The sequence below is a fragment of the Porifericola rhodea genome (genome assembly GCF_030506305.1).
GTDB lineage: Bacteria > Bacteroidota > Bacteroidia > Cytophagales > Cyclobacteriaceae > Catalinimonas > Catalinimonas rhodea.
The window spans coordinates 2,741,970-2,761,787 of record NZ_CP119421.1 but is presented as its reverse complement, the minus strand read 5'-3'; the positions used below and the strand labels follow the sequence as shown (position 1 = coordinate 2,761,787).

Sequence of the window (19,818 nt, the reverse complement as noted above, 5' to 3'; positions counted from 1 at the left end):
AATAAGTTCTTGCTATTGCATTTTTAGCTTGATACTAATCGCTATCTGCAAAATTTGGCTCATGTAAGCCTTCCCTCATTCTCTGGTTTTCAGGTAATAAAAGATATCATTTGTAAGAAATTCTTTCAGATCAATGCGTTAAGCTTGCAATACTTTATTTTTTATACTTTTTATATATTTTATATAAATAATTCATGTGTAAGTTTTATGTTATTTAACAATTTTTATATATATTTGAACTATACAATGATATTAGAGTAGTACACATCACTGTCTGAATTATGGAACCTACAAGAAATCTCAGAAACATAGCTATTGCGCTTCCAGAGGATAAAAACACAAGATTACTTCACTATTTCTATATAAAAGTAGCATTGGTGATAGTGCTATTTAAGATAATCAGCACCTTACCTGCTCAGGCACAGGATCCTCAATTCAGCCAGTTTTTCGCCGCCCCTCTTTACCTAAACCCCGCTTTTACAGGAACTACGAAAGAGCACCGTTTTGTAGCTAACTACAGAAACCAGTGGAGAAATATTGCCAATGGCTACGTAACGTACGCTTTCTCTTACGACTATAATATGAGCGACGCACGTAGCGGTTTTGGGGTAATGGCATCTGTAGATAAGGCAGGCGCGGTAGCCATGGGTACTACCAACATAGGTTTTCTGTATTCTTACAAAATTAAATTGTCTAACGACTGGGTGTTAACACCAGGCTTACACTTTGCGTATGGTTCTCGTGGTATTGATAAGGACAAAGTAGTTTTGCTAGACCAGCTTGCCTACGGAGATGGTTCCGCTCCTTCTAACGACCCTTTGGTTTTCTCATTAAAAGACAGTGACTACTTTGACTTTGGTTCCGGCCTTTTGTTGTACAGTAAAACCTTTTGGGCAGGTATCTCCGCTTATCATATGAACGAGCCTAACATCACCATGATCGGCGATAACAGTAAACTAGCCATGAAAGCCTCTATACATGGGGGAGCCAGAATAAGGTTATACAATGGTCCTTTCAGAAAGAATAAAATCCCAAGCATTGCCCCTTCATTCATCCTGAAGAAGCAGGGAAGTATAGAGCAGTTAGATTTGGGGGTTAACTTCCATTACGATCCGGTAATGGTAGGCCTTTGGTACAGAGGAATGCCAGCAAAAGAAAATATTGAAGAGAGCACTATTAGCCAGGATGCCTTAATTTTTCTGGTGGGCATGAAATATCAGCAGATAGAGTTTGGGTATAGCTACGATATCAGTGTATCATCTCTGGGCCCAAGCTCAGGAGGAGCACACGAGGTTTCCCTGGCTTACAAAATTCACAACCTGAAGAGACGCAAGCCAAAGGTGAAGTATAAAGAAATACCTTGCCCTGCATTCCTTCTAGACAATATGTAACAGGTGACTATCTATAAATAAAAAGCAAACCGAGAGAGGTATAAATACTATCTGTTGGTTTGCTTTTAGCTTTACAAAACTTACTATCCTGTCTGCTAACAGTTAATGCTATTCAGCTTCTTTCAATAGCTTTATAGATTCTGAATTGATACAGTAGCGTAAACCACTGGGTGGAGGGCCATCAGGAAATACATGCCCTAAGTGTCCATCACAGACATTGCACATAACCTCTACCCTTACCATTCCATAAGATGTATCTTTTTCATATTTGATAACATTATCTTTTGCGGGCTCGGTAAAGCTTGGCCAGCCAGAGCTGGATTCAAATTTTAGTGTAGAGTCAAATAGTACAGTGCCACAACAAATGCAGGCATATTGCCCCGGATCGTGCGCATGGCATAACTCGCCTGAAAAAGCTGCTTCTGTACCTTTAAGGCGGGTAATTCTAAACTGCTCCGGACTTAGTTCTTTACGCCACTCATCATCAGTTTTTTCTACTCTACGGTCAGGTTCTGGGCTGCCCTGATTGGCATATTTTATCACGTCATTCCAATCTATCATATCGTAAAAGTTTGAATGATATACAATTACAGATGAATTGCTCTGCACTATTTTATACTCCTAAAGCAGTTTATATGTTTAGCTTTAGCAGACTTAAAACTCTTCTTTACCAAACCTGCGCATAGCTGCAAGCCCCACTAGTGGTCCGGCAACTAATACTAAAAAAAGAAAGTGTATTTCAAGATGATGAAGTAGCAAACTCAGAAGTTGAATGCTTATAATGGTAATTGAAAACCCAATACTGTTGACAATAGTTAATGCGGTACCTCTATTTGAGGCAGGAGCATGACGAGCTACCAAAGCAGAAAACTGAGGGGAGTCTGCTACTACCAGCATACCCCAGATCAGAAGAAATATTAATAGAAGGGCGGGAGGCATATAAAATGCTAAAGGAGAAAGTAAGCAACAAACACCAGAACCTAAAAGGCTTATACTGGCAGCAACTTTACTACCATATTTCTGGGAAGCCCACCCACTGATAACACAAGCCAGGCCTCCGATAGCAATTGTAAAAAAAGAAATCACTGAAACACGCAGTGCCTGTTGCTGCAATTGCTGGTAATGCAGAAGCAATACAGGAATAAAAGCCCAAAAGGCATACAGCTCCCACATATGCCCAAAATAGCCCCAGGAAGCCATACGAAATTTACGATTTTTGAATACGCTAAATAATGCAGACCATTTGAGCTTCTGGCTAAGCTTACGATAAGGCCCATTAGGCACCAGCAACCATATAAGCAAGCCTCCACTTAGGGCTAGTGCGGAGGTGATGAAGAATATAAAACGCCATGAAAAATTTAGCTCCAGGCTATTGAGCAAATGAGGAAATGCTGTGCCTAACACCAATGCTCCTACCAAATAACCTAAAGCTTTGCCTAAGCCTGTTTCAAAATAGTCGGAGGCTATTTTCATGCCTACCGGATAAATGCCTGCCAGAAAAAAACCACAGGCAAAGCGCAGCCCTAGTACTGACATTACGCTATGCTCTCCCCAGCTAAGTCCTAAGTTAAAAGCAGCAGCGGCTACTGCACTTAAAAAAAACACTTTGGAAGGGGAAAAACGATCTGCCAAAGTAAGCAAAGCATAGCTAAGCGTTCCCACAATAAAACCAAACTGAACTGCTGAGGTAATACTTCCTAAATCGCTAAGCGCAAAGTTAAATTCTTGTATAAGCCCAGGCATAACCGCATTACTGGCAAACCATAAAGAGGTGCATGCAAACTGTGAAAATACGATAATTACTAAAATCCAGTCTCTGCTTTTAACCATAGGGAGCTATCTTATCATCGGGTTCAATATAAATAGTATTTTGCTGATCGCCGATTGGCAACTGTACACAAAAAAACCTGCCCTCAAAAATAGAAAGCAGGTTTTCATTTTTCTCGTCAGCGACACGACAAGAGTTGAATTAATAAAGGAAGATATTCAGCTCCTCTATTTGTATGTATGCGATATAATTTGTGTGTATTAAGTTAAAACAGTAAGCCTCTTAGCCCATTCTATTTCCATCAGCATCATAGGTAATAATTCTTGCATCATTTCCATTGGAAATAGAAATCTCGTAAAGGACAAAACCATCCGTATCTACCTCGTAGGCACGACCTATTTTCCAATCGCTGTATTCAGATCCTTCAAAAGATATCTTTACCGCATTAGGTAAGTTCTCGTACTCTATTTCGTTACGGTCACTAGCAACTGCTTGTAAAGTAGTTGAATTCTCTATTGTATGTGCCTGGCTTGGACTTAGTTTGAATGAAAAAATGGTCAAAGCGGCTATTGCGATTATATTCAGTTTCATATCAAAAAATTTGCGTTGGTTAGTGGTATATGAAACTGAGAATAATTGTGCCAGAGCCTAAGAAAATAACACAAACCACTAACTAACAACCTGTTACATAGAATACAAGCATACAAAACGTATTTTATTTAATGAGTAGTGTCTGTAAACTTATACCCATATTGAGGTGAAGTTCTACATCAAATAAACCTATAGTAAAGCTTTATAAAACAAAAAACTTAACGATGAGTCCACCTGCCAGCCATACATATGAAATAATAGCCAGGTACTTAAGCACCGTTTCTACTGCGCCTTTATCTGCCATTTCATGATGATGATGTCCCGCTTTATTTTTTTTGCCAAAAGCGAGATAGGCGAAAATGCCAGAAATAATTAGAAATGCCAGATTTAAAAAGAAGGTATAATCTATTTTAAAGTGGTCTTGATCAGCAGCACTTTTGCCTTGCGATTGCGGAAGTATGTCTAACCACAGAAAGCCATAATGCATGAGCAGAGAGGTAGCAATTAAGGCTGTAAAGAGAAGAAAAAGTATATAGAGTGACATTTTCCATCCATAGTATTTGGCATTTATTCTTAGTACTGGAAAAACCACCAGATCACTAAAAATAAAAGCCATGACTCCCGCGAAACTCACGCCATTGCTATACAGCAATGAGGCCAGAGGGATATTACCCATAGAGCCGATAAAGGTACAGAAAGCGGCCAGAGGGCCAACTACTACATGTTCCAGCAATGTTAAAAAACTTAAGCTACCTGCTTGTTCGCTGCCCCCACTTCCAATAAAAAGGGTCTCAAAAAAGCTGGAAGGTACAAAGGAAGCAATAATGCCCGCGAGAGTAAAGCCTACAGTTACATCTTTCCAGACCATTTTCCACTCCATAAAATACTTCATGCTCACTTGCTGCCAGCCCTGGATACTGCGGATACGCTTCTTCCAGTTAGTTTCTTCCATCTGATGCTCATCCCCCTGCCCTAGCCTTTCTCTTGCCTTTTTAATAAGTTTACTTGGCTTGGTAAGCCGTATCAGCAGCCATGAGATTAAGATCAGAAGTATACCTCCTACATACTCGCCTACCACAAACTGCCAGCTTAAGAAAATAGAAATGATAATGCCCAGCTCAATGACCAAATTGGTAGAGGCCAGCAGAAAAGCCATAGAAGGCACAAAACCTGCTCCTTTTTTAAATAGGGATTTGGTAGTAGCTAAAGCAGAAAAGCTACACGAGCTGCTGATAAAACCGAAAAAAGTACCCAAAAGTACAGACTTACTATCGGCTCGGCCCATAGTGCGCTTCATGCGCTCCTGAGTTACAAAAACCTGTATCATGCTGCTTACCGCATAACCTAATACAAATGCCCAGAGAGCCATCCAGAAAAAGCCTAATGAAGTGGTAGCGGCCTCTGCATACTGTTTAAAAAATGAGTCCATAAAGAAACTTGTTACTGCAAAAAATAGAACTGCTACAACTTTTGTAACAGCTTGGCATCAGTTATGTTTCTTTGCGAGAAAAAGCAACTTAAGGCCCTCAAACATCAAAGAAGAGAGCCTTTCCTGCTATAAGTTGCCTTTTTTCATTTCTTCTACTGCATGATTGGCAGCACGGGCAGTAAGTGCCATAAAAGTAAGTGAAGGATTCTGATTACCTACTGAAGTCATGCAGGCCCCATCTGTAACAAAGACATTCTTACATTCGTGAAGCTGATTCCATTGGTTAAGCAGAGAGCTTTTAGGATCTTTACCCATTCTTACCCCGCCCATTTCGTGTATATCCAGTCCGGGAGCCTGACCACTGTCCATAGTACGAATATTTGCACAGCCAGACTTCTCCAGCATTTCTGTGCCCTGCTCCATAAAATCCTGTAGCACTTTTTCATCATTATCATCATAGCTGATAGAGGTTACCAGCTGTGGTATACCAAATGGATCTTTCTGGTCTTCGCTCAGTCGTACGTGATTTTCTTCACGGGGCACTGTCTCTCCCTGCATCATCATATACACCTGCCACATCCCTGGTTGAGAAAGTTCATCTTTCCACGCTCCGCCAAAACGTGCTGCCTCCTGCATGCCACGATTCCAGCCCATACGAGAAGCACTAAACGCCACCATATATCCTCTTAAAAAGTCGGTTTCCTGCTGGCGCACATTTCTGAATGAAGGTATAAATGCCGTAGTGGGACGGCGACCATGATAGTACTGATCCTCAAACCCTTCGTAGGTTGCCAGCATACTACCGCGATAGTTGTGGAAGGCTACATATTTGCCAAGCAGCTCATTATCATTACCCAGCCCATTAGGGAAACGATTAGAGGTAGAGTTAAGTAGAATTAAATTAGAGTTAAGCGCTGCCGCATTAACAAATACAATACGTGCGTAGTACTCCATCATCTCTTTAGAGTGTGCATCAATTACCCGAACACCTACGGCTTTGCCCTTGGCTTCATCGTAAATGATTGAGTGTACTACGGAGTCTGGGCGTAAAGTTAGATTGCCGGTTTTAGAGGCCCAGGGAATGGTAGAAGAATTTGAGCTGAAATAGGCTCCAAAAGGACAACCTCTGTAACACAGGTGCCGTGCCTGGCATTTGCCCCTACCTTGTTGCAGGTGTATCTCCTGCGGCTCGGTAAGGTGAGCACAACGCCCAATAATTACCTGACGGTCAGTATACTGTTCTTTAACTCTGTCTCGTATATGCTTCTCCACACAATTAAGCTCAAAAGGAGGTAGCACCTCACTATCTGGTAGATTATCTATACCATCCCGATTACCACTGATGCCAACAAATTTTTCTACATGAGCGTACCAGGGTGCCAGATCTTTGTAACGGATAGGCCAGTCTACCGCAAAACCATCGCGGGCCGGAGCCTCAAACTCATAATCGCTCCAGCGCTGTGTTTGTCTGGCCCATATGAGTGACTTTCCTCCTACCTGATAACCTCTAATCCAGTCAAAGGGCTTCTCCTGCACATAAGGATGCTCCTTATCTTTGACGAAGAAGTGCTCGGTAGCCTCATCAAAAGCGTAGCAACGATCTACAATCGGGTTCTCCTTGGCAAACTCTGGTGTAAAACGTCCTCGGTGAGGTATCTCCCACGGAAATTTATTTGTGGTAGGATAATCCTTGACATGCTCTACCTGTCGGCCTCTTTCTAATACCAGTGTTTTCAGCCCCTGCTCACACAACTCTTTGGCTGCCCAGCCACCACTAATTCCTGAGCCAATAACAATGGCATCGTAGGTCATTTCTTTTTTAGCGTCACCCTGAATATACATAGACGAAATTTAGTTTTAAACCGATAAATCTAATAAGCATTTGCATAGCAAACCAGCCAGAAATATAGCGAAAACTTATCTGACAAGACCGTAAAATTAAGAGGGTAACAGCAGGCTGGCTTCCATAATAGCTACGGCCTGGCCTTTGAGCTTCACTCTGTCTCCCTGAAGTACAAGCTCCAGATGTCCTCCACGAGCAGAAGCCTGATAGGCCTTTAGTCCGTTCTTGTTCATTACCGCTGACCAGTAAGGCGCCAGTGTACAATGCGCAGAACCGGTAACCGGATCTTCATTAATACCGCAAGCAGGTGCAAAAAAACGGGAAACAATGTCTAGCATACCATCTGATGAGGGTGCACTTACAATAATACCTCTACACTCTATAGTACCCATCTGGTTGAAGTCGGGCTTAAACTCAAGCACATCTTTTTCCTTCTCAAACACCAGCAGGTAATCGTATTCGTTTTTGCCTACAAATATCGGCTTGGCGGCTGTAAGCTGGCTGAGCTGAGGGTTATCTACTTCTTGGGCGGGAGTAGCCGGAAAATCCAGTACAATGTATTCACCTTCTTTGCTGGCTCTAAGCTCACCGCTCAAAGTGTAGAAAAGCGCGTCTTCTTCGGCAGACAATAAACCCTTTTGCCAAAGCACAAAGGCGCTGGCCAGAGTAGCATGTCCGCACAGCTTTACCTCGGTAGCCGGCGTAAACCACCGAAGATGATAGCCCTCATCTTTTTTTACCAAAAAAGCGGTTTCTGCCAGGTTCATTTCCATCGCTATATTCTGCATCAGCTCTTCTGGCAGAGGCTTGTCCGTTATACATACTGCTGCGGGGTTACCCCCAAATGCCTGATTCGTAAAGGCATCTATCTGGCTTATCTGAATTGTTTTTGCCATAGTCATTTTAAATTTCTTCTATTACAGATGTGCCTCTGCTTTTGTCTCCGCTCGTCCATTGCCATGTTTCGTGCAGCCTGAGTTTACCGTCTACTTTCAGTTCGGGTCTGGATATACACTCTCCACTTTTAAACGTTCCGTCTGTACTTAAATGCTGGTAGCGAAACTCCAGAAGATTACCTTCTCGCCACTGACCTACCAAGGTACCTTTACGTATACCTCCGCCCTGATAAACAGCCCATACCAAATCATCTTCCTGATGATAATGAAATAGGGTTTGACTACTAACTTCGCCATTGTCTGTATTGGTGATGGCCCTGAATTTTTTGTGGTGCAGATTGTATGGCATAGGCTTGCTAAACTATGACAGCAATAATAAGATAATTTGCCCAGGCATGATACCTTTGTAAGCGGAAATGCTACACCTGATTATCGTATAATGTTCTATGCTTAAGTTTCTGGAAGCACTGCTGCCAATTTTTGGAGTTGTTATTTTAGGGCAGGTATTTTACCGCTACAATTTTCCTGGCAAAGCCTTTTGGCCTTTAGCTGACCGGCTCACTTATTATGTACTACTTCCTGCTTTGCTTATCAGCAAAATAGCAGAGGCCCGGCTCAGCGATACAAGCATATTGCCTATGGCGGGTTTGTTAGTGCTAGCCACACTTTTGGTCTCTTTACTACTGATAATTGTTCAGCGGATAGCCAGGATTAAGCCCGCTCGCTTTACTTCGGTTTTTCAGGGAAGTATCAGGCCTAATACTTATGTAGGACTGGCCGCAGCCGGAGCTTTGTACCAGGAACAGGGACTTGCGCTAACGGCTATTGCCATAGCCCTAGTAGTACCTTTGGTAAACGTACTGAGCGTGGCAGTTTTTACTTTGTATATTCCGCAGTCCAGTAGAGACTGGAAATCACTTAGCCGAACTTTTATCACCAACCCTCTTATAGTAGCTTGTTTGCTAGGCATTGTCCTCAACTTTCTGGGTCTGCCGGAAGGTGGCCTAGAGTTTATGAACATATTTAGCCGTGCAGCTTTACCACTTGGACTACTTTCGGTAGGTGCCGGACTCAACTTTAAAGCGCTTCAACACTCATTGGGAGTAATCAGCCTTACTTCGTCCTGCAAATTACTGGCTTTACCCAGCCTGCTGATGCTACTATTCTACCTGGTACAGATGGAAGGTGTAAGCCGTGAAGTAGCATTGGTATATGCGTCTGTGCCGGGTGCTATATCTTCTTATATACTTGCCCGGCAGATGGGAGGCGATAGCGAGCTAATGGCCGGCATACTCACCTTTGAGACTTTTCTGGCAATTTTTAGTATTCCGTTTATTCTTTGGCTTTACACCTGATCTGTACAAGTATGTTGTATGGTGCTTCTTACTAAAATTTTCTGTTTTTCAGTAAAACTTTTTATAAAGAAGAATAATTGAATGGAATGTACTATCTTGAAGTACAATTTTGCTGGTAAAAGAAACGGCTAGTAGAAAGATGTAGGGAAAGGCCGGTTTAGGCTTTCCTCCGGTAGATAAGTTAATATTCACTTAAGTTTTAACTACGATGTACCTTAGTGAGTCCGAAATAGCTAACTATCTGATTGACAACGACTACTTCTACAAAATTGAGGAGTTAGCCGAGGTACGGAATGTTAATGTTCAGGTGATAATAGAAGATATTTACGATCACCTCAACCACAACATAAGCGCGTATTACAAGCTCTCCAAGCAGTATATGACCCACCACTGTTCCAGCACTTATTTTTTAATACTGGCGGGTAGAATTCTGGATGTGTTTTACGCTAAAGAGATTGAAGGCACTTCCCGGGGTTTTCCTATGCCGGGCAACTAATTTTTTATGGCAAAAGAGATTGAACGCAAATTTTTAGTAAGAGAACTCCCTGATTTTGTAACTACTCAGTACAAAGGTATTCCTATACAACAGGCTTATCTGACAGAGGATACCAGCGGACGGCAGATCCGGGTCCGTAGCAAAGGAGAACATTACTACCTAACTGTTAAAGGTCAGGGATTCTTAGAAAGAGAAGAAGTAGAAATAGAACTTACGGCCGATCAGTTTAATGCGCTATGGCCACTCGCTGCGCCAAGGAGCATTAAAAAGAAACGCTTTAAGATACCGCACGATCAGCACACCATTGAGTTAGATGTTTTTGAAGACAAACTCAGTGGGCTGGTGATGGCCGAGGTAGAATTTGCCTCAGTAGAAGCAAGCCAGCAACTAGAAGTACCCGAGTGGTTTAGCCAGGAAGTTACAGAAGACCCTCACTATACCAACAGCCATCTGGCCAGTAGCCAGCAGATACCCGATGCTCGTATTTAGATCTTTTGAGGTATTACTTCTTTAATATCTATACGCTCGTACCAGTGCGCCAGCTTTTTCACACTTTCGTAGGCTTTTATCTGGCGTACTCTATCCCCCTGAAGTCCATCAAAGCTCACTTCAATGAATATTTGCCCATTATGGTACAGACAAATACCAAAGGTACGGTATTGCTCACGTACAACCTGAAAGTCAACCAATCTGCAATGATCATAAATATAGTTGATCTGCTCTTTGGGCTTCATCAAATTAAATTTGTAACAATTCATGTTACAAATAAGGGAAACTCAGAAAGCTGCTGCCAGCCTAAGAGGCAGCAATCCTTACAATGTAGTTTTGGCAACCATCAGATGCAAAAAGTGGATTATGCGCATATCAGCGCAGCATAATCACAAAAAAATTATATACCAGCAATATACAGTTATATTATGGTACCACAACTTACATTTTAACACTAACTATAAAAGGCAAATACTGGTTCGTTTGCAGACTATTTTAAAATCTTCTTTAGTTTTTTACACCTGCCCTTAAATAGTTGTAATCAAAGGAACTTACCGATTGATTATTAAAATACAGTAAAATATTAAATTAGTTATAAATTCAACTTACCTACATGGGTCAGATACTTGTCTGGGCTTCATATTTTGCAGTGTTGCAGTGGTGTATTTGAAGGTAAGTAGACTTAGAAAGATGCAAACTGTTGCATAAAGAAGACACACAATGGGTAAAAATTACTCAGCCTTGTAGAATTATGTTCATATACTTATAGCACAAAAGCCCTCTCACAGGCTTTTGGCACGCTGGCAACAAGTTTGACTATATAGATGTGAAGTAAAGGTTAAAGACGAGCTTAATTTTTTAAACTGATATATTTAATTTTTTCAATTTATAAGCTCTTCTGATGAGGTTTACATGAGGCTAGCAAAAGCGGTGCGGTATTTTACTGCACCGCTTTTTTTATTAAATACAACTCAGTAAAACGCTTTTTGTTTAACTTAAACTCTCACCTTTAGCAGCTATTAAAGCTAATTTTACAGCAATAATAAAGAAGTGCATAAGAAAATTGAAAGCCTATTTCTCCTATCAAACTCATATTGGTAAATAAGTCCGGCACTTGACCATAGAATACTACTGATATTAGCTCTTTCTTTTAGATAAATTTATGCCGCTGAAGGCAAGCGTACTATCCGGGCCAACTACAATGAGCCCCGCAACCCTCATAAGAATATGCGTGAAGCCATAGGAGTTAGAGAATGTGGCTGGCACCAAACTTCCTGGATATGTCCTTCCCCAGATATACGATCAACGCCTAAGTTGTAGAGCGTATAGACAGCAAGCAGACTTGAGTTAGATCAACTCTTGAGCACTGCCAATCAGGCAGCAGTTTAGTTATTGTATCTATCCGTTCAACCCTCACTATAAGTAAGTAGTAGCCTTAAACATTTGCGCTTTATTACACCTCTGGTAAAAATTTAGATTGCATGTGGCTATCTGATACGGCTACATTGTTCCTCAAAGAAAGGGTGTAATTACCTTAGACTGGGGACTAAGCATAGATGCACAAACCAGAGTACAGCTAGCATGCGAAACAATTTGTGGAGTCCATAGCAGCTCATACTCTACCTGTGAAAGACTTTTTTGCGTACATAGGCTGTTCAATCCTGAAAGACAACTACTCATTTACGCACATAGAACGTTAAATGTAGACAGATAAGTACTAATTGACGAACATTAAAGGTTAAATGTTGACTGATAAGTACCCATCTGCGAGGATGTAATGTCATTTGTAGGCAAATAAGTACTTATTTACAAGGATTGCACCTTACATCCTGAATAAAAAGTATTAATTCATTAGTAGTTTAAGTTAAATTTGTCTGGCCATTATGATAAAATAGGGGCAAAATATTTCAATTCTTTCACCAAAAAGGCAGACATACAGTTTCAATCCTTGTTGTGATGGACAGTACGCTGGAAGTTATACATTTATCCATGAGTACTCACTATAAGCGTGTTTCAATCCTTATTGTGATGGATGGTACGCTGGAAGGCAAATCTCGTCAACCTGATATGTGTCCTCCTCTATGTTTCAATCCTTATTGTGATGGATGGTACGCTGGAAGGTAATGTTCTGCCCAGTTTTTTGACATTGCCTTTTGGTTTCAATCCTTATTGTGATGGACAGTACGCTGGAAGAAGTAAGGCTCAAACTCGCTATCGAGCCATGAGTCGTTTCAATCCTTATTGTGATGGATGGTACGCTGGAAGAATTTTTGGTATGTATAGCTTGCCAGTAGCGGAATGTTTCAATCCTTATTGTGATGGATGGTACGCTGGAAGTTGTTGTTTTTGGAGTATATTGCGTAGCATTCTAACGTTTCAATCCTTATTGTGATGGATGGTACGCTGGAAGGCGAAGAAAAAAGAGTGGGTATAATTACCCACTTTGTTTCAATCCTTATTGTGATGGATGGTACGCTGGAAGGCGAAGAAAAAAGAGTGGGTATAATTACCCACTTTGTTTCAATCCTTATTGTGATGGATGGTACGCTGGAAGTACTTTGCTAACGGTTAGCATATGTGAATTGGTTATGTTTCAATCCTTATTGTGATGGATGGTACGCTGGAAGAATGGGAAATGCCTACTGCACAAGGTTATTTTACAACGTTTCAATCCTTATTGTGATGGATGGTACGCTGGAAGTTGTATCATTGAGCTGGCCACGTTCATGCCAGTAGGGTTTCAATCCTTATTGTGATGGATGGTACGCTGGAAGAAAACTATGCGGTACCAGAAGCAGGTTTTTACCGCGGTTTCAATCCTTATTGTGATGGATGGTACGCTGGAAGAGTTACAAAGGTGCTGCTGAGGTGTTTGGGTGGGAGTTTCAATCCTTATTGTGATGGATGGTACGCTGGAAGAATCGCCAATTACGTCCGCAAGATCAAAACCAGCGTGTTTCAATCCTTATTGTGATGGATGGTACGCTGGAAGATTTTACTTCGCCTTTACTCAAGGATAATACCTTCGTTTCAATCCTTATTGTGATGGATGGTACGCTGGAAGCTTGATACCGTACTCATATTCGTGTATCATTTGCTCCCGTTTCAATCCTTATTGTGATGGATGGTACGCTGGAAGTTGAAAAGCCCAGAGTCCTTAAGATGCATTTTAGTGTGTTTCAATCCTTATTGTGATGGATGGTACGCTGGAAGGATTCTTCAGGTGGTATACCATCAAGAGTGTTTGAGTTTCAATCCTTATTGTGATGGATGGTACGCTGGAAGATTTACCTTATCTTCTTTCATGGTTTAGGGGTTGGGGGTTTCAATCCTTATTGTGATGGATGGTACGCTGGAAGTCAGACGTATACTTTTCACCATCCCTTACAGTAACGTGTTTCAATCCTTATTGTGATGGATGGTACGCTGGAAGCATCTTATGGGGAGCAGTAGCATACTCTCCGTTTACGTTTCAATCCTTATTGTGATGGATGGTACGCTGGAAGTAGAATTGATGAAATTATTAAGCTTCTTAGGAATCCGTTTCAATCCTTATTGTGATGGATGGTACGCTGGAAGGAGAATGGATTGAAAGGCAATCACGCGTATTGGAAGTTTCAATCCTTATTGTGATGGATGGTACGCTGGAAGCCGTACACTGCTCTATATTCCTGATAATCAAACACATGAGCTGATACCTGACACCCATAAAATGAAGAAAAACAATATGTCAAAGAGCGTTTTACTCCACTTTTTTTTAACTTTTCCGAACGCATAAACTTTTCATTTTCAGCACCTTAAAACCTTTTTTAGCACACCTCCCAATAAATTCACCTCCGGAAAAGCCTTTTCTCAACATTTCTCATCTAATACATATGTTCCGGTATGTGCAAGATAAACATCTTTTCTTGGACTTGGTAGCCTTAGGATAGTAGTTATTACCAATGATATGATATATCTGTTCAGCGGCCTGCTGTACTCTTTTTACATGCTCCCGTTCAATTGCTACTTCCACCACCTGATGCTTACTTCTCACATATACCAAAAAACCTTTTTTGACAGTCTTGCCAAAATTCTCTTCTATCAGCCAGGCGTAACAATACAATTGGGTTTTATAGGTTTCAAATATCCTGTCCTTGTACTCAGCAAATTTGTAATCCAGTGGTGCCATCGTATCGTCTTTCAAAGTCAATACCTCATCCACACGTCCTCGCAAATAGTCGTTAGTCAAATACTGATCCAGATGCTTGGCGACCACTCCCAAACGTTTTCTCAAGTAATCTTTGTTTCGCTCCAACTTTTCATCATGTACTTCGCGACCTTTCATGGCTTTGAAACTCTTTTCTTCATGCTGAGGGATACTCAGCACATACTCAAAATAGGTGAATCTTGGGCAGTATAAATACTGGATAATATGAGATGGTGTAAGGCTCATTTAGTAGAATAGTTCTCTTACTTCATCAGTAACCAACTTCTTGTCAAATGCCTGCCCTATCAATACGGTCTCTCGTAATTCTTTTTTGCTCATGGGAAAAATATACACTGAATCTGTATCTTCATCTATTTCTTCTTCAATCTGAAGCTCCAGCGTATCTTTTTCATGAGCAGTAAGTGTACCTAGAAACACTGACTTCTGTACTCTATACAAACCTGCCTGTTTGCAAAGTTTGGCAACCTTGGTACGGGGCTTATTCTCCTGTATATCATACATTACCCAGGCAATCATAATACTTCTTCTTGAGGTGGATTAATAAGGCTGTTAGCAAAAGTATGGGCATCCATCTGCAAAGCATTGCTGCGCGTTTGGTTACGGCCTCTGTAACGAATGGTATCTTCTTCCACATATTTATTAAAAGCGGTAACCAGCAATTGTTTGCCTTCCTGGTTAAGAGAATAACCATTAGTAATTATATTAGTGTGCGCTTGGTTTACTTTTTTAGCAGAGAACAGACGAAATACTACTGATTCGGCGTGAATGCGATAAGGTTCTATAAAATCGTAGACAAAGCTTAATTGATTATAGTCATCTCTATGCAGAAAGCCTACATAAGGGTCTAGTCCGGCAATAATTAAGGTACGCTCTATTTTACCGTATAGCATACCGTAGGCATAATTGAGAAAAGCATTGAAAGCATCTTGCGCTGGTCGATTACTTCTACCATTGAATCGGTATTCTTTAGCTAGCAAATAACTCAATGCTTCAAAATACAGACGCCCGGCAGTGCCCTCCAAGCCTCTTAGGGTATCGGCGATTTCAATTACCCTTGTACCTTCAAGCGCCTGTATTGATATGTTCAGGTTTTGTAGGCGCTCTACTTTCTCATCTATGAATGTATGATGCTGGCTACGGTGTTTTTTAAGATCTTTAAGGAAATTGAGCTGGTTGTCTAATTTATTCATAATCCAATACTTGATCCACTTTACCCCCACTTCATTCATACTGGCAGCAAGCTGTTCTTTTCTGATCTTGGTGGTGCTGCCCAATTTACTATGCCAAACCCTGCCTATGGGATCACCATATTGCTCAACAAAGACAATATCTACATTATGCATAATGGCCAGTTTTACTGCATCCGTACTGAGTGCGGTACCTGTTGCCATAATAATAGTTTTAATCTTATGAGCAGCCAGATGATTAGGCTTCATTTTGCCGTCTTGGGGTACTCTGATCTCAAACATTTTCTCTTTGACATGCAGATAGCTACCATAGGTGTTGATGTGTAATTGCATAAACGATCAGGTTCGCTTGTTTTTTATATATTGGCAGGGACTATTATAATTTAATCAATCCTCTTGATGCTACCAAATCCCCGTGAGACGGCTTTACCTATGCCTATACTGTCAGGTAGCAGCACATTAGTGGTAAAACTTCCTTCAAAAGCTAACATATTTTGGTCTTTGAATTTGGTACTCTTTGGATTGAGATTAAGCTTGATTAGAATGCGTTCTTCTTCAGATAAATAGATATTTAGTCCTTTCAATAGAGAGAGGATATTACCAATGCCGATACGTTGTAATATATTTCTTTTTTCTGCTTTATCCGCCTGTTGATAACGTTTGAAATTGTTTTGGTTAAGAGCCATCCATAGTGTCAAAAAGCGATATTGATATAGCTCTTCCCCAACCCCAATATCATAAGTCTGACTTCTGATATTTTTACTCAATATTGGAAAGGTCTGGCCTCTCAGATGGAGTTCTTTGATCTTAAGAAATAACTCTATCAGCAAGCGAGCACCATCTTCTAAACCAACCAGTGTAGGAACTTGATCCAGTACTTTGTATTGCACTAGGGGATAATCATAGCGAAGCTTTTTGTCGCCACTATGGCTACCCTCTAGATGATTATGTAACAGGGGACTATATTCTTCAAACATATGACCGAAATATCCTCTGAGTTTATGCGCATCTCTGGTAGCAAGAGTAATTTCAGGAAACTGAATGTTAACGGTGTGAATGGAATTCATAAATCTTGCTTCTCAAATGGATCAATGACTGTCAGGCTTTGGATATGCTGAAAGTCACTTTTGTTTCTAGTCAGCAATGTCAGTTGGTGCTCTAAGGCAGTAGCGGCAATTAATGCATCACCTAATGACATTTTTTTTTGCTGACGAAGTTGAACCGCAGTTTTAAGGATAACATCGCTGATTGGTATGACATGCGTAGCTTTAAAGAAACGCTCAAAATAGGCTTTATCTTTTTCTTTTAGCTGATGGTAGCCCAGCGCCTCCAGGCAACTGATCGCTGAGACTTCTACTGAATAGTCTTCACTCCATTGTAATAGAAATGCATGCTCCGGCAACGAAGAGTAGATAATGATATTACTATCCCAAAGCATAATCAGTTTCGGCCAGGAAGTTTACGATCTTTACGCTGTTCTCTCTGCCAGGCTACCGGATCGGAGATAGAAGTTTGCAGACCTCCATGCTGATGCCAATCCCTCAGTACTTCTGCCACTGATTCTTTTTTTGGGAAATCCGCATTTAAAATCTGTTCTTCTTCCTCTCGCACTTGCACGCCCAGCTTATCCGCTAATTCCTGCAATAGCCTTAGGTTTTCTTCATTATCAGAATATAGAGTGAGGGTTTTCATATTTCTAATGTTTTTCTAAAGATAACAATTGCTGCCATGCTTTTCGTTTTTTATAAAGAGCTTATCAAAAATACATGCTCTTTTGAGAAACATATCCTGTATTATGTGTAAAATCTTCTTCGCTATAGTTATAATAAGATGAAGGATCTTCTAGCTCTGACAGGTAAAAGTGATATTTAGTTTTTGCTCTATCAAAATCAATTTCTTCTTGCCCATATGGAACTGGTACATTAATTACAAAATCATAAAATAAAGATTTTATTTTAGCAAAATCTGCTTTTTTCTCGAATTTATTCAGGCTATCATCATCATATATGGCTGTAAACTGATTCCATAGATCCACTGCGTGAGAGTTTAGCTGTAGGAAAACAGGCTCAGAGTTTTTCTCCTCAATTAAACTAAAGCTCCCAACGGTTTCAAACTTGAGATTGGTCATTGCCTCGCTAATATCAGAGACTACATTTAAGGATTGTTTATGTACTTCTTTGAAATAATTTTTGATTAGCTCTAGGTAATTTTGTTCTTCAATTTCTACAATCCCTTTTAGTACATTAGAAGTTTTTATCAACAAATCACGCCCGTATATCAATGAACTAGCTTTTTGAAGTTCATCTATCTGATATAGATAAACTTCTGCCACTTCAGCGTTTTCATTGTAGCGATTGGCTCTCCCTGCTGCTTGAATGATAGAATCCAGAGGGGCTTGTGCTCGGAAAACCGTATGTACAGAGATATCTACACCAGCTTCTACCAATTGAGTTGATACAATTATTTGTCTTTTTTTATGCCCAGTTTTAATGAGATTAATAATTCTTTTCCTTTCATAAGGAGTGATCAATGTTGATAAATAATAAATATCACTATCAGACTGGGTTTCAGATAAAGCTTCAAAAAGTTCTCTTGTTTTTTGCTTGGTATTCAGGATGATCAGAACATTTTTATCAGGGTAATCATCAAGGTAATTCATGACATACTCAGTAAATTCGTCAAAAGATACTTTTGTTTCAGCCCGATTGATAAGCCGTGTACGGTTGAAGAATTTGAAGTATTTTTCATACTCCGGTACGATTTCAATTATTTCTTTTCCAGGCTCAAATATCAGAGGTTGTGTAGCTGACATCAATATGAAGTAGCAATTATATTTTTCCCCAAGAGAAATAAAAGCTTGCCTGATCAAGGGCCAATATTGATAGTTAATTTGTTGAACTTCATCTAAAATAATGATAGCGTTGATAAGATTGGGGAATTTTAAAAGCTTTGCCTTATCATTACTAAAAATTGTCTCTAGCAGTTGTACAAAGGTGGTAACTATTATTGCTGACTGCCATGTTTCTATCAAGAATTGACTTTTTTGCGCATCAAACTCATCTTCTCCTTCTTTATAAGAGGGATCAGCTAAATGATGATGCTTTAGCAGAATTGTTGAATCTGGAGAATTGAAAATTTCCTGAAAGACCTCATAGTTTTGATCAATGATTGATGTGAATGGAATAGTGATTACAATTTTTGATTGAGGATTACTTACTAGCTTTTTCAAGGCAAGAGCGACACCTAAGGAGGTAATAGTTTTACCAAGACCGGTAGGTAAAGTCAAAGAATATAGATGTTGGTTGGGTTGAAATACTTCATGAAGGTGTTTAATTGATAAGAAATATGCTTCATTCTTGAGCATATCTATTTTCTTCCTAGGGTTATTAAAACTATTGTTTTCCCTAAAATTCTGGATTGCGTCAAAATCCAGCTTACTTTTTTTAACTGATTGTTCATCTTTAAAGATAACATCGCTTTTATCTGAAAAAAGTAGTGTAGAATAAAGCAGTTGGTGTAAGTAGAAGTATCTGATTTTATCAGTTATAGATAAGGCAGTGTAGAAACCATCTTCTAGCTCGTCAAAGAAAAAAGCAGCAAGTTCAGCCTCAAATTCTTTTTTTAATATATACTCTAAAAACTCAGCCCAGGCGTAGTCTGAAAGAGTCTTTGGAATCAGATCTTCAAAGAGCTTATCACTACCTTCAGCGAAATTAGCCGCTTGCTTTACTAGTTCATCAGATTTTTCAGAATTTCTAAGTAACTCATAATCATAGTTTCTAATTCTACCATGATGTCTTTTAACTGCTGTGAATACAAAGATTGGAAGAACTAACTTATCACCTTCTTCTAAATTTGTGCTTTGTAGATATCTCTGGCAGACTTTATAAGCAAGTAAAGCAGATATCAAAGCATGGCTTTTAGGTCCGATTATTTCATGATCCTTGGTAAGTAAGTAGTGTTGGAAGAACATGGTAGCTTTTCCAATATCATGTAAGGCTCCAGCTATATATGCAATATCAGCGATGATATGACTCTCAATATCAATCGCCATACTTCTGTTATGTATGAGACTTTTACAATTATCTCCAACTATCTGTAGGTGCTGGATCAAAGGGATTCCAGGGTGGGAGTAAATCATTACATCAATTTTAATTGTATTA

General features: G+C 40.1%; 19 protein-coding genes and 1 CRISPR repeat array. Of the genes, 4 read left to right on the top strand and 15 right to left on the bottom strand.

The genetic code is table 11. The annotated features are described in order from the left end of the window. Positions 1–281 precede the first annotated feature (281 nt). Positions 282–1,391, top strand: a complete 1,110-nt coding sequence (locus tag PZB74_RS11345) for a PorP/SprF family type IX secretion system membrane protein (RefSeq protein ID WP_302236016.1) — start codon at positions 282–284, stop codon at positions 1,389–1,391. Positions 1,392–1,499: 108 nt separating this feature from the next. Here the strand turns inward: PZB74_RS11345 and msrB are convergent, their stop codons facing one another. From msrB to PZB74_RS11310, 7 genes are all read right to left on the bottom strand, one after another. Then, positions 1,500–1,952: a peptide-methionine (R)-S-oxide reductase MsrB gene (gene msrB, locus PZB74_RS11340; RefSeq protein WP_302236014.1), complete on the bottom strand. Its 453-nt coding sequence runs from the start codon at positions 1,950–1,952 to the stop codon at positions 1,500–1,502. 93 nt (positions 1,953–2,045) lie between these two features. Then, positions 2,046–3,221 carry an MFS transporter gene (locus tag PZB74_RS11335; RefSeq protein ID WP_302236012.1) on the bottom strand — a complete coding sequence of 392 codons (1,176 nt, stop codon included), beginning with the start codon at positions 3,219–3,221 and terminating at the stop codon, positions 2,046–2,048. Positions 3,222–3,441: 220 nt separating this feature from the next. Continuing rightward, the gene (locus PZB74_RS11330) at positions 3,442–3,750 is read right to left on the bottom strand and encodes a hypothetical protein (RefSeq protein WP_302236010.1); all 309 of its coding nucleotides are present in this window, start codon (positions 3,748–3,750) and stop codon (positions 3,442–3,444) included. A 202-nt stretch (positions 3,751–3,952) separates the two neighbouring features. Beyond that, a complete protein-coding gene (locus tag PZB74_RS11325; protein ID WP_302236009.1) occupies positions 3,953–5,179 on the bottom strand; it encodes a permease in 1,227 nt (408 codons plus the stop codon). Between the two features lie 126 nt (positions 5,180–5,305). Next, positions 5,306–7,021: a GMC oxidoreductase gene (locus PZB74_RS11320; protein ID WP_302236007.1), complete on the bottom strand. Its 1,716-nt coding sequence runs from the start codon at positions 7,019–7,021 to the stop codon at positions 5,306–5,308. 96 nt (positions 7,022–7,117) lie between these two features. Next, positions 7,118–7,918: a PhzF family phenazine biosynthesis protein gene (locus tag PZB74_RS11315; protein WP_302236006.1), complete on the bottom strand. Its 801-nt coding sequence runs from the start codon at positions 7,916–7,918 to the stop codon at positions 7,118–7,120. Between the two features lie 7 nt (positions 7,919–7,925). Next, positions 7,926–8,267 (bottom strand): avidin-fold protein, encoded by a 342-nt coding sequence (locus PZB74_RS11310; RefSeq protein ID WP_302236005.1) that lies wholly within the window; start codon positions 8,265–8,267, stop codon positions 7,926–7,928. Positions 8,268–8,364: 97 nt separating this feature from the next. On the opposite strand from PZB74_RS11310, the gene PZB74_RS11305 reads away from it, so the two are divergent. The 3 genes from PZB74_RS11305 to PZB74_RS11295 all read left to right on the top strand — a co-directional run bounded on the left by PZB74_RS11305 (position 8,365) and on the right by PZB74_RS11295 (position 10,258). Further along, positions 8,365–9,273 carry an AEC family transporter gene (locus tag PZB74_RS11305; protein WP_302236004.1) on the top strand — a complete coding sequence of 303 codons (909 nt, stop codon included), beginning with the start codon at positions 8,365–8,367 and terminating at the stop codon, positions 9,271–9,273. Positions 9,274–9,481: 208 nt separating this feature from the next. Further along, positions 9,482–9,769 (top strand): hypothetical protein, encoded by a 288-nt coding sequence (locus tag PZB74_RS11300; protein WP_302236001.1) that lies wholly within the window; start codon positions 9,482–9,484, stop codon positions 9,767–9,769. Positions 9,770–9,775: 6 nt separating this feature from the next. Then, positions 9,776–10,258, top strand: a complete 483-nt coding sequence (locus PZB74_RS11295) for a CYTH domain-containing protein (protein WP_302236000.1) — start codon at positions 9,776–9,778, stop codon at positions 10,256–10,258. Here PZB74_RS11295 and PZB74_RS11290 read toward each other — a convergent pair. The 8 genes from PZB74_RS11290 to cas3 form a co-directional block, all read right to left on the bottom strand. Further along, on the bottom strand, positions 10,255–10,503 hold the full coding sequence (locus PZB74_RS11290) for a hypothetical protein (RefSeq protein ID WP_302235997.1): 249 nt from the start codon (positions 10,501–10,503) through the stop codon (positions 10,255–10,257). The genes PZB74_RS11295 and PZB74_RS11290 overlap by 4 nt on opposite strands. Positions 10,504–12,196: 1,693 nt before the next feature. After that, positions 12,197–13,909: a CRISPR direct-repeat array (repeat unit 37 nt; unit sequence GTTTCAATCCTTATTGTGATGGATGGTACGCTGGAAG). 211 nt (positions 13,910–14,120) lie between these two features. After that, the gene (gene cas4 / locus PZB74_RS11285; RefSeq protein WP_302235995.1) at positions 14,121–14,693 is read right to left on the bottom strand and encodes a CRISPR-associated protein Cas4; all 573 of its coding nucleotides are present in this window, start codon (positions 14,691–14,693) and stop codon (positions 14,121–14,123) included. Further along, positions 14,694–14,984 carry a CRISPR-associated endonuclease Cas2 gene (cas2, locus tag PZB74_RS11280; RefSeq protein WP_302235993.1) on the bottom strand — a complete coding sequence of 97 codons (291 nt, stop codon included), beginning with the start codon at positions 14,982–14,984 and terminating at the stop codon, positions 14,694–14,696. It lies immediately after the preceding gene. Further along, the gene (cas1, locus tag PZB74_RS11275; protein ID WP_302235990.1) at positions 14,981–15,988 is read right to left on the bottom strand and encodes a CRISPR-associated endonuclease Cas1; all 1,008 of its coding nucleotides are present in this window, start codon (positions 15,986–15,988) and stop codon (positions 14,981–14,983) included. The genes cas2 and cas1 overlap by 4 nt, the downstream gene beginning before the upstream one ends. A gap of 50 nt (positions 15,989–16,038) precedes the next feature. Then, positions 16,039–16,722 (bottom strand): CRISPR-associated endonuclease Cas6, encoded by a 684-nt coding sequence (locus PZB74_RS11270; RefSeq protein WP_302235987.1) that lies wholly within the window; start codon positions 16,720–16,722, stop codon positions 16,039–16,041. After that, a complete protein-coding gene (locus PZB74_RS11265) occupies positions 16,719–17,093 on the bottom strand; it encodes a type II toxin-antitoxin system VapC family toxin (protein WP_302235984.1) in 375 nt (124 codons plus the stop codon). The genes PZB74_RS11270 and PZB74_RS11265 overlap by 4 nt, the downstream gene beginning before the upstream one ends. Positions 17,094–17,095: 2 nt before the next feature. Then, the gene (locus PZB74_RS11260; protein ID WP_302235981.1) at positions 17,096–17,347 is read right to left on the bottom strand and encodes a hypothetical protein; all 252 of its coding nucleotides are present in this window, start codon (positions 17,345–17,347) and stop codon (positions 17,096–17,098) included. A 64-nt stretch (positions 17,348–17,411) separates the two neighbouring features. Beyond that, the gene (gene cas3, locus PZB74_RS11255) at positions 17,412–19,796 is read right to left on the bottom strand and encodes a CRISPR-associated helicase Cas3' (protein WP_302242732.1); all 2,385 of its coding nucleotides are present in this window, start codon (positions 19,794–19,796) and stop codon (positions 17,412–17,414) included. Between the last annotated feature and the right edge of the window lie 22 nt (positions 19,797–19,818).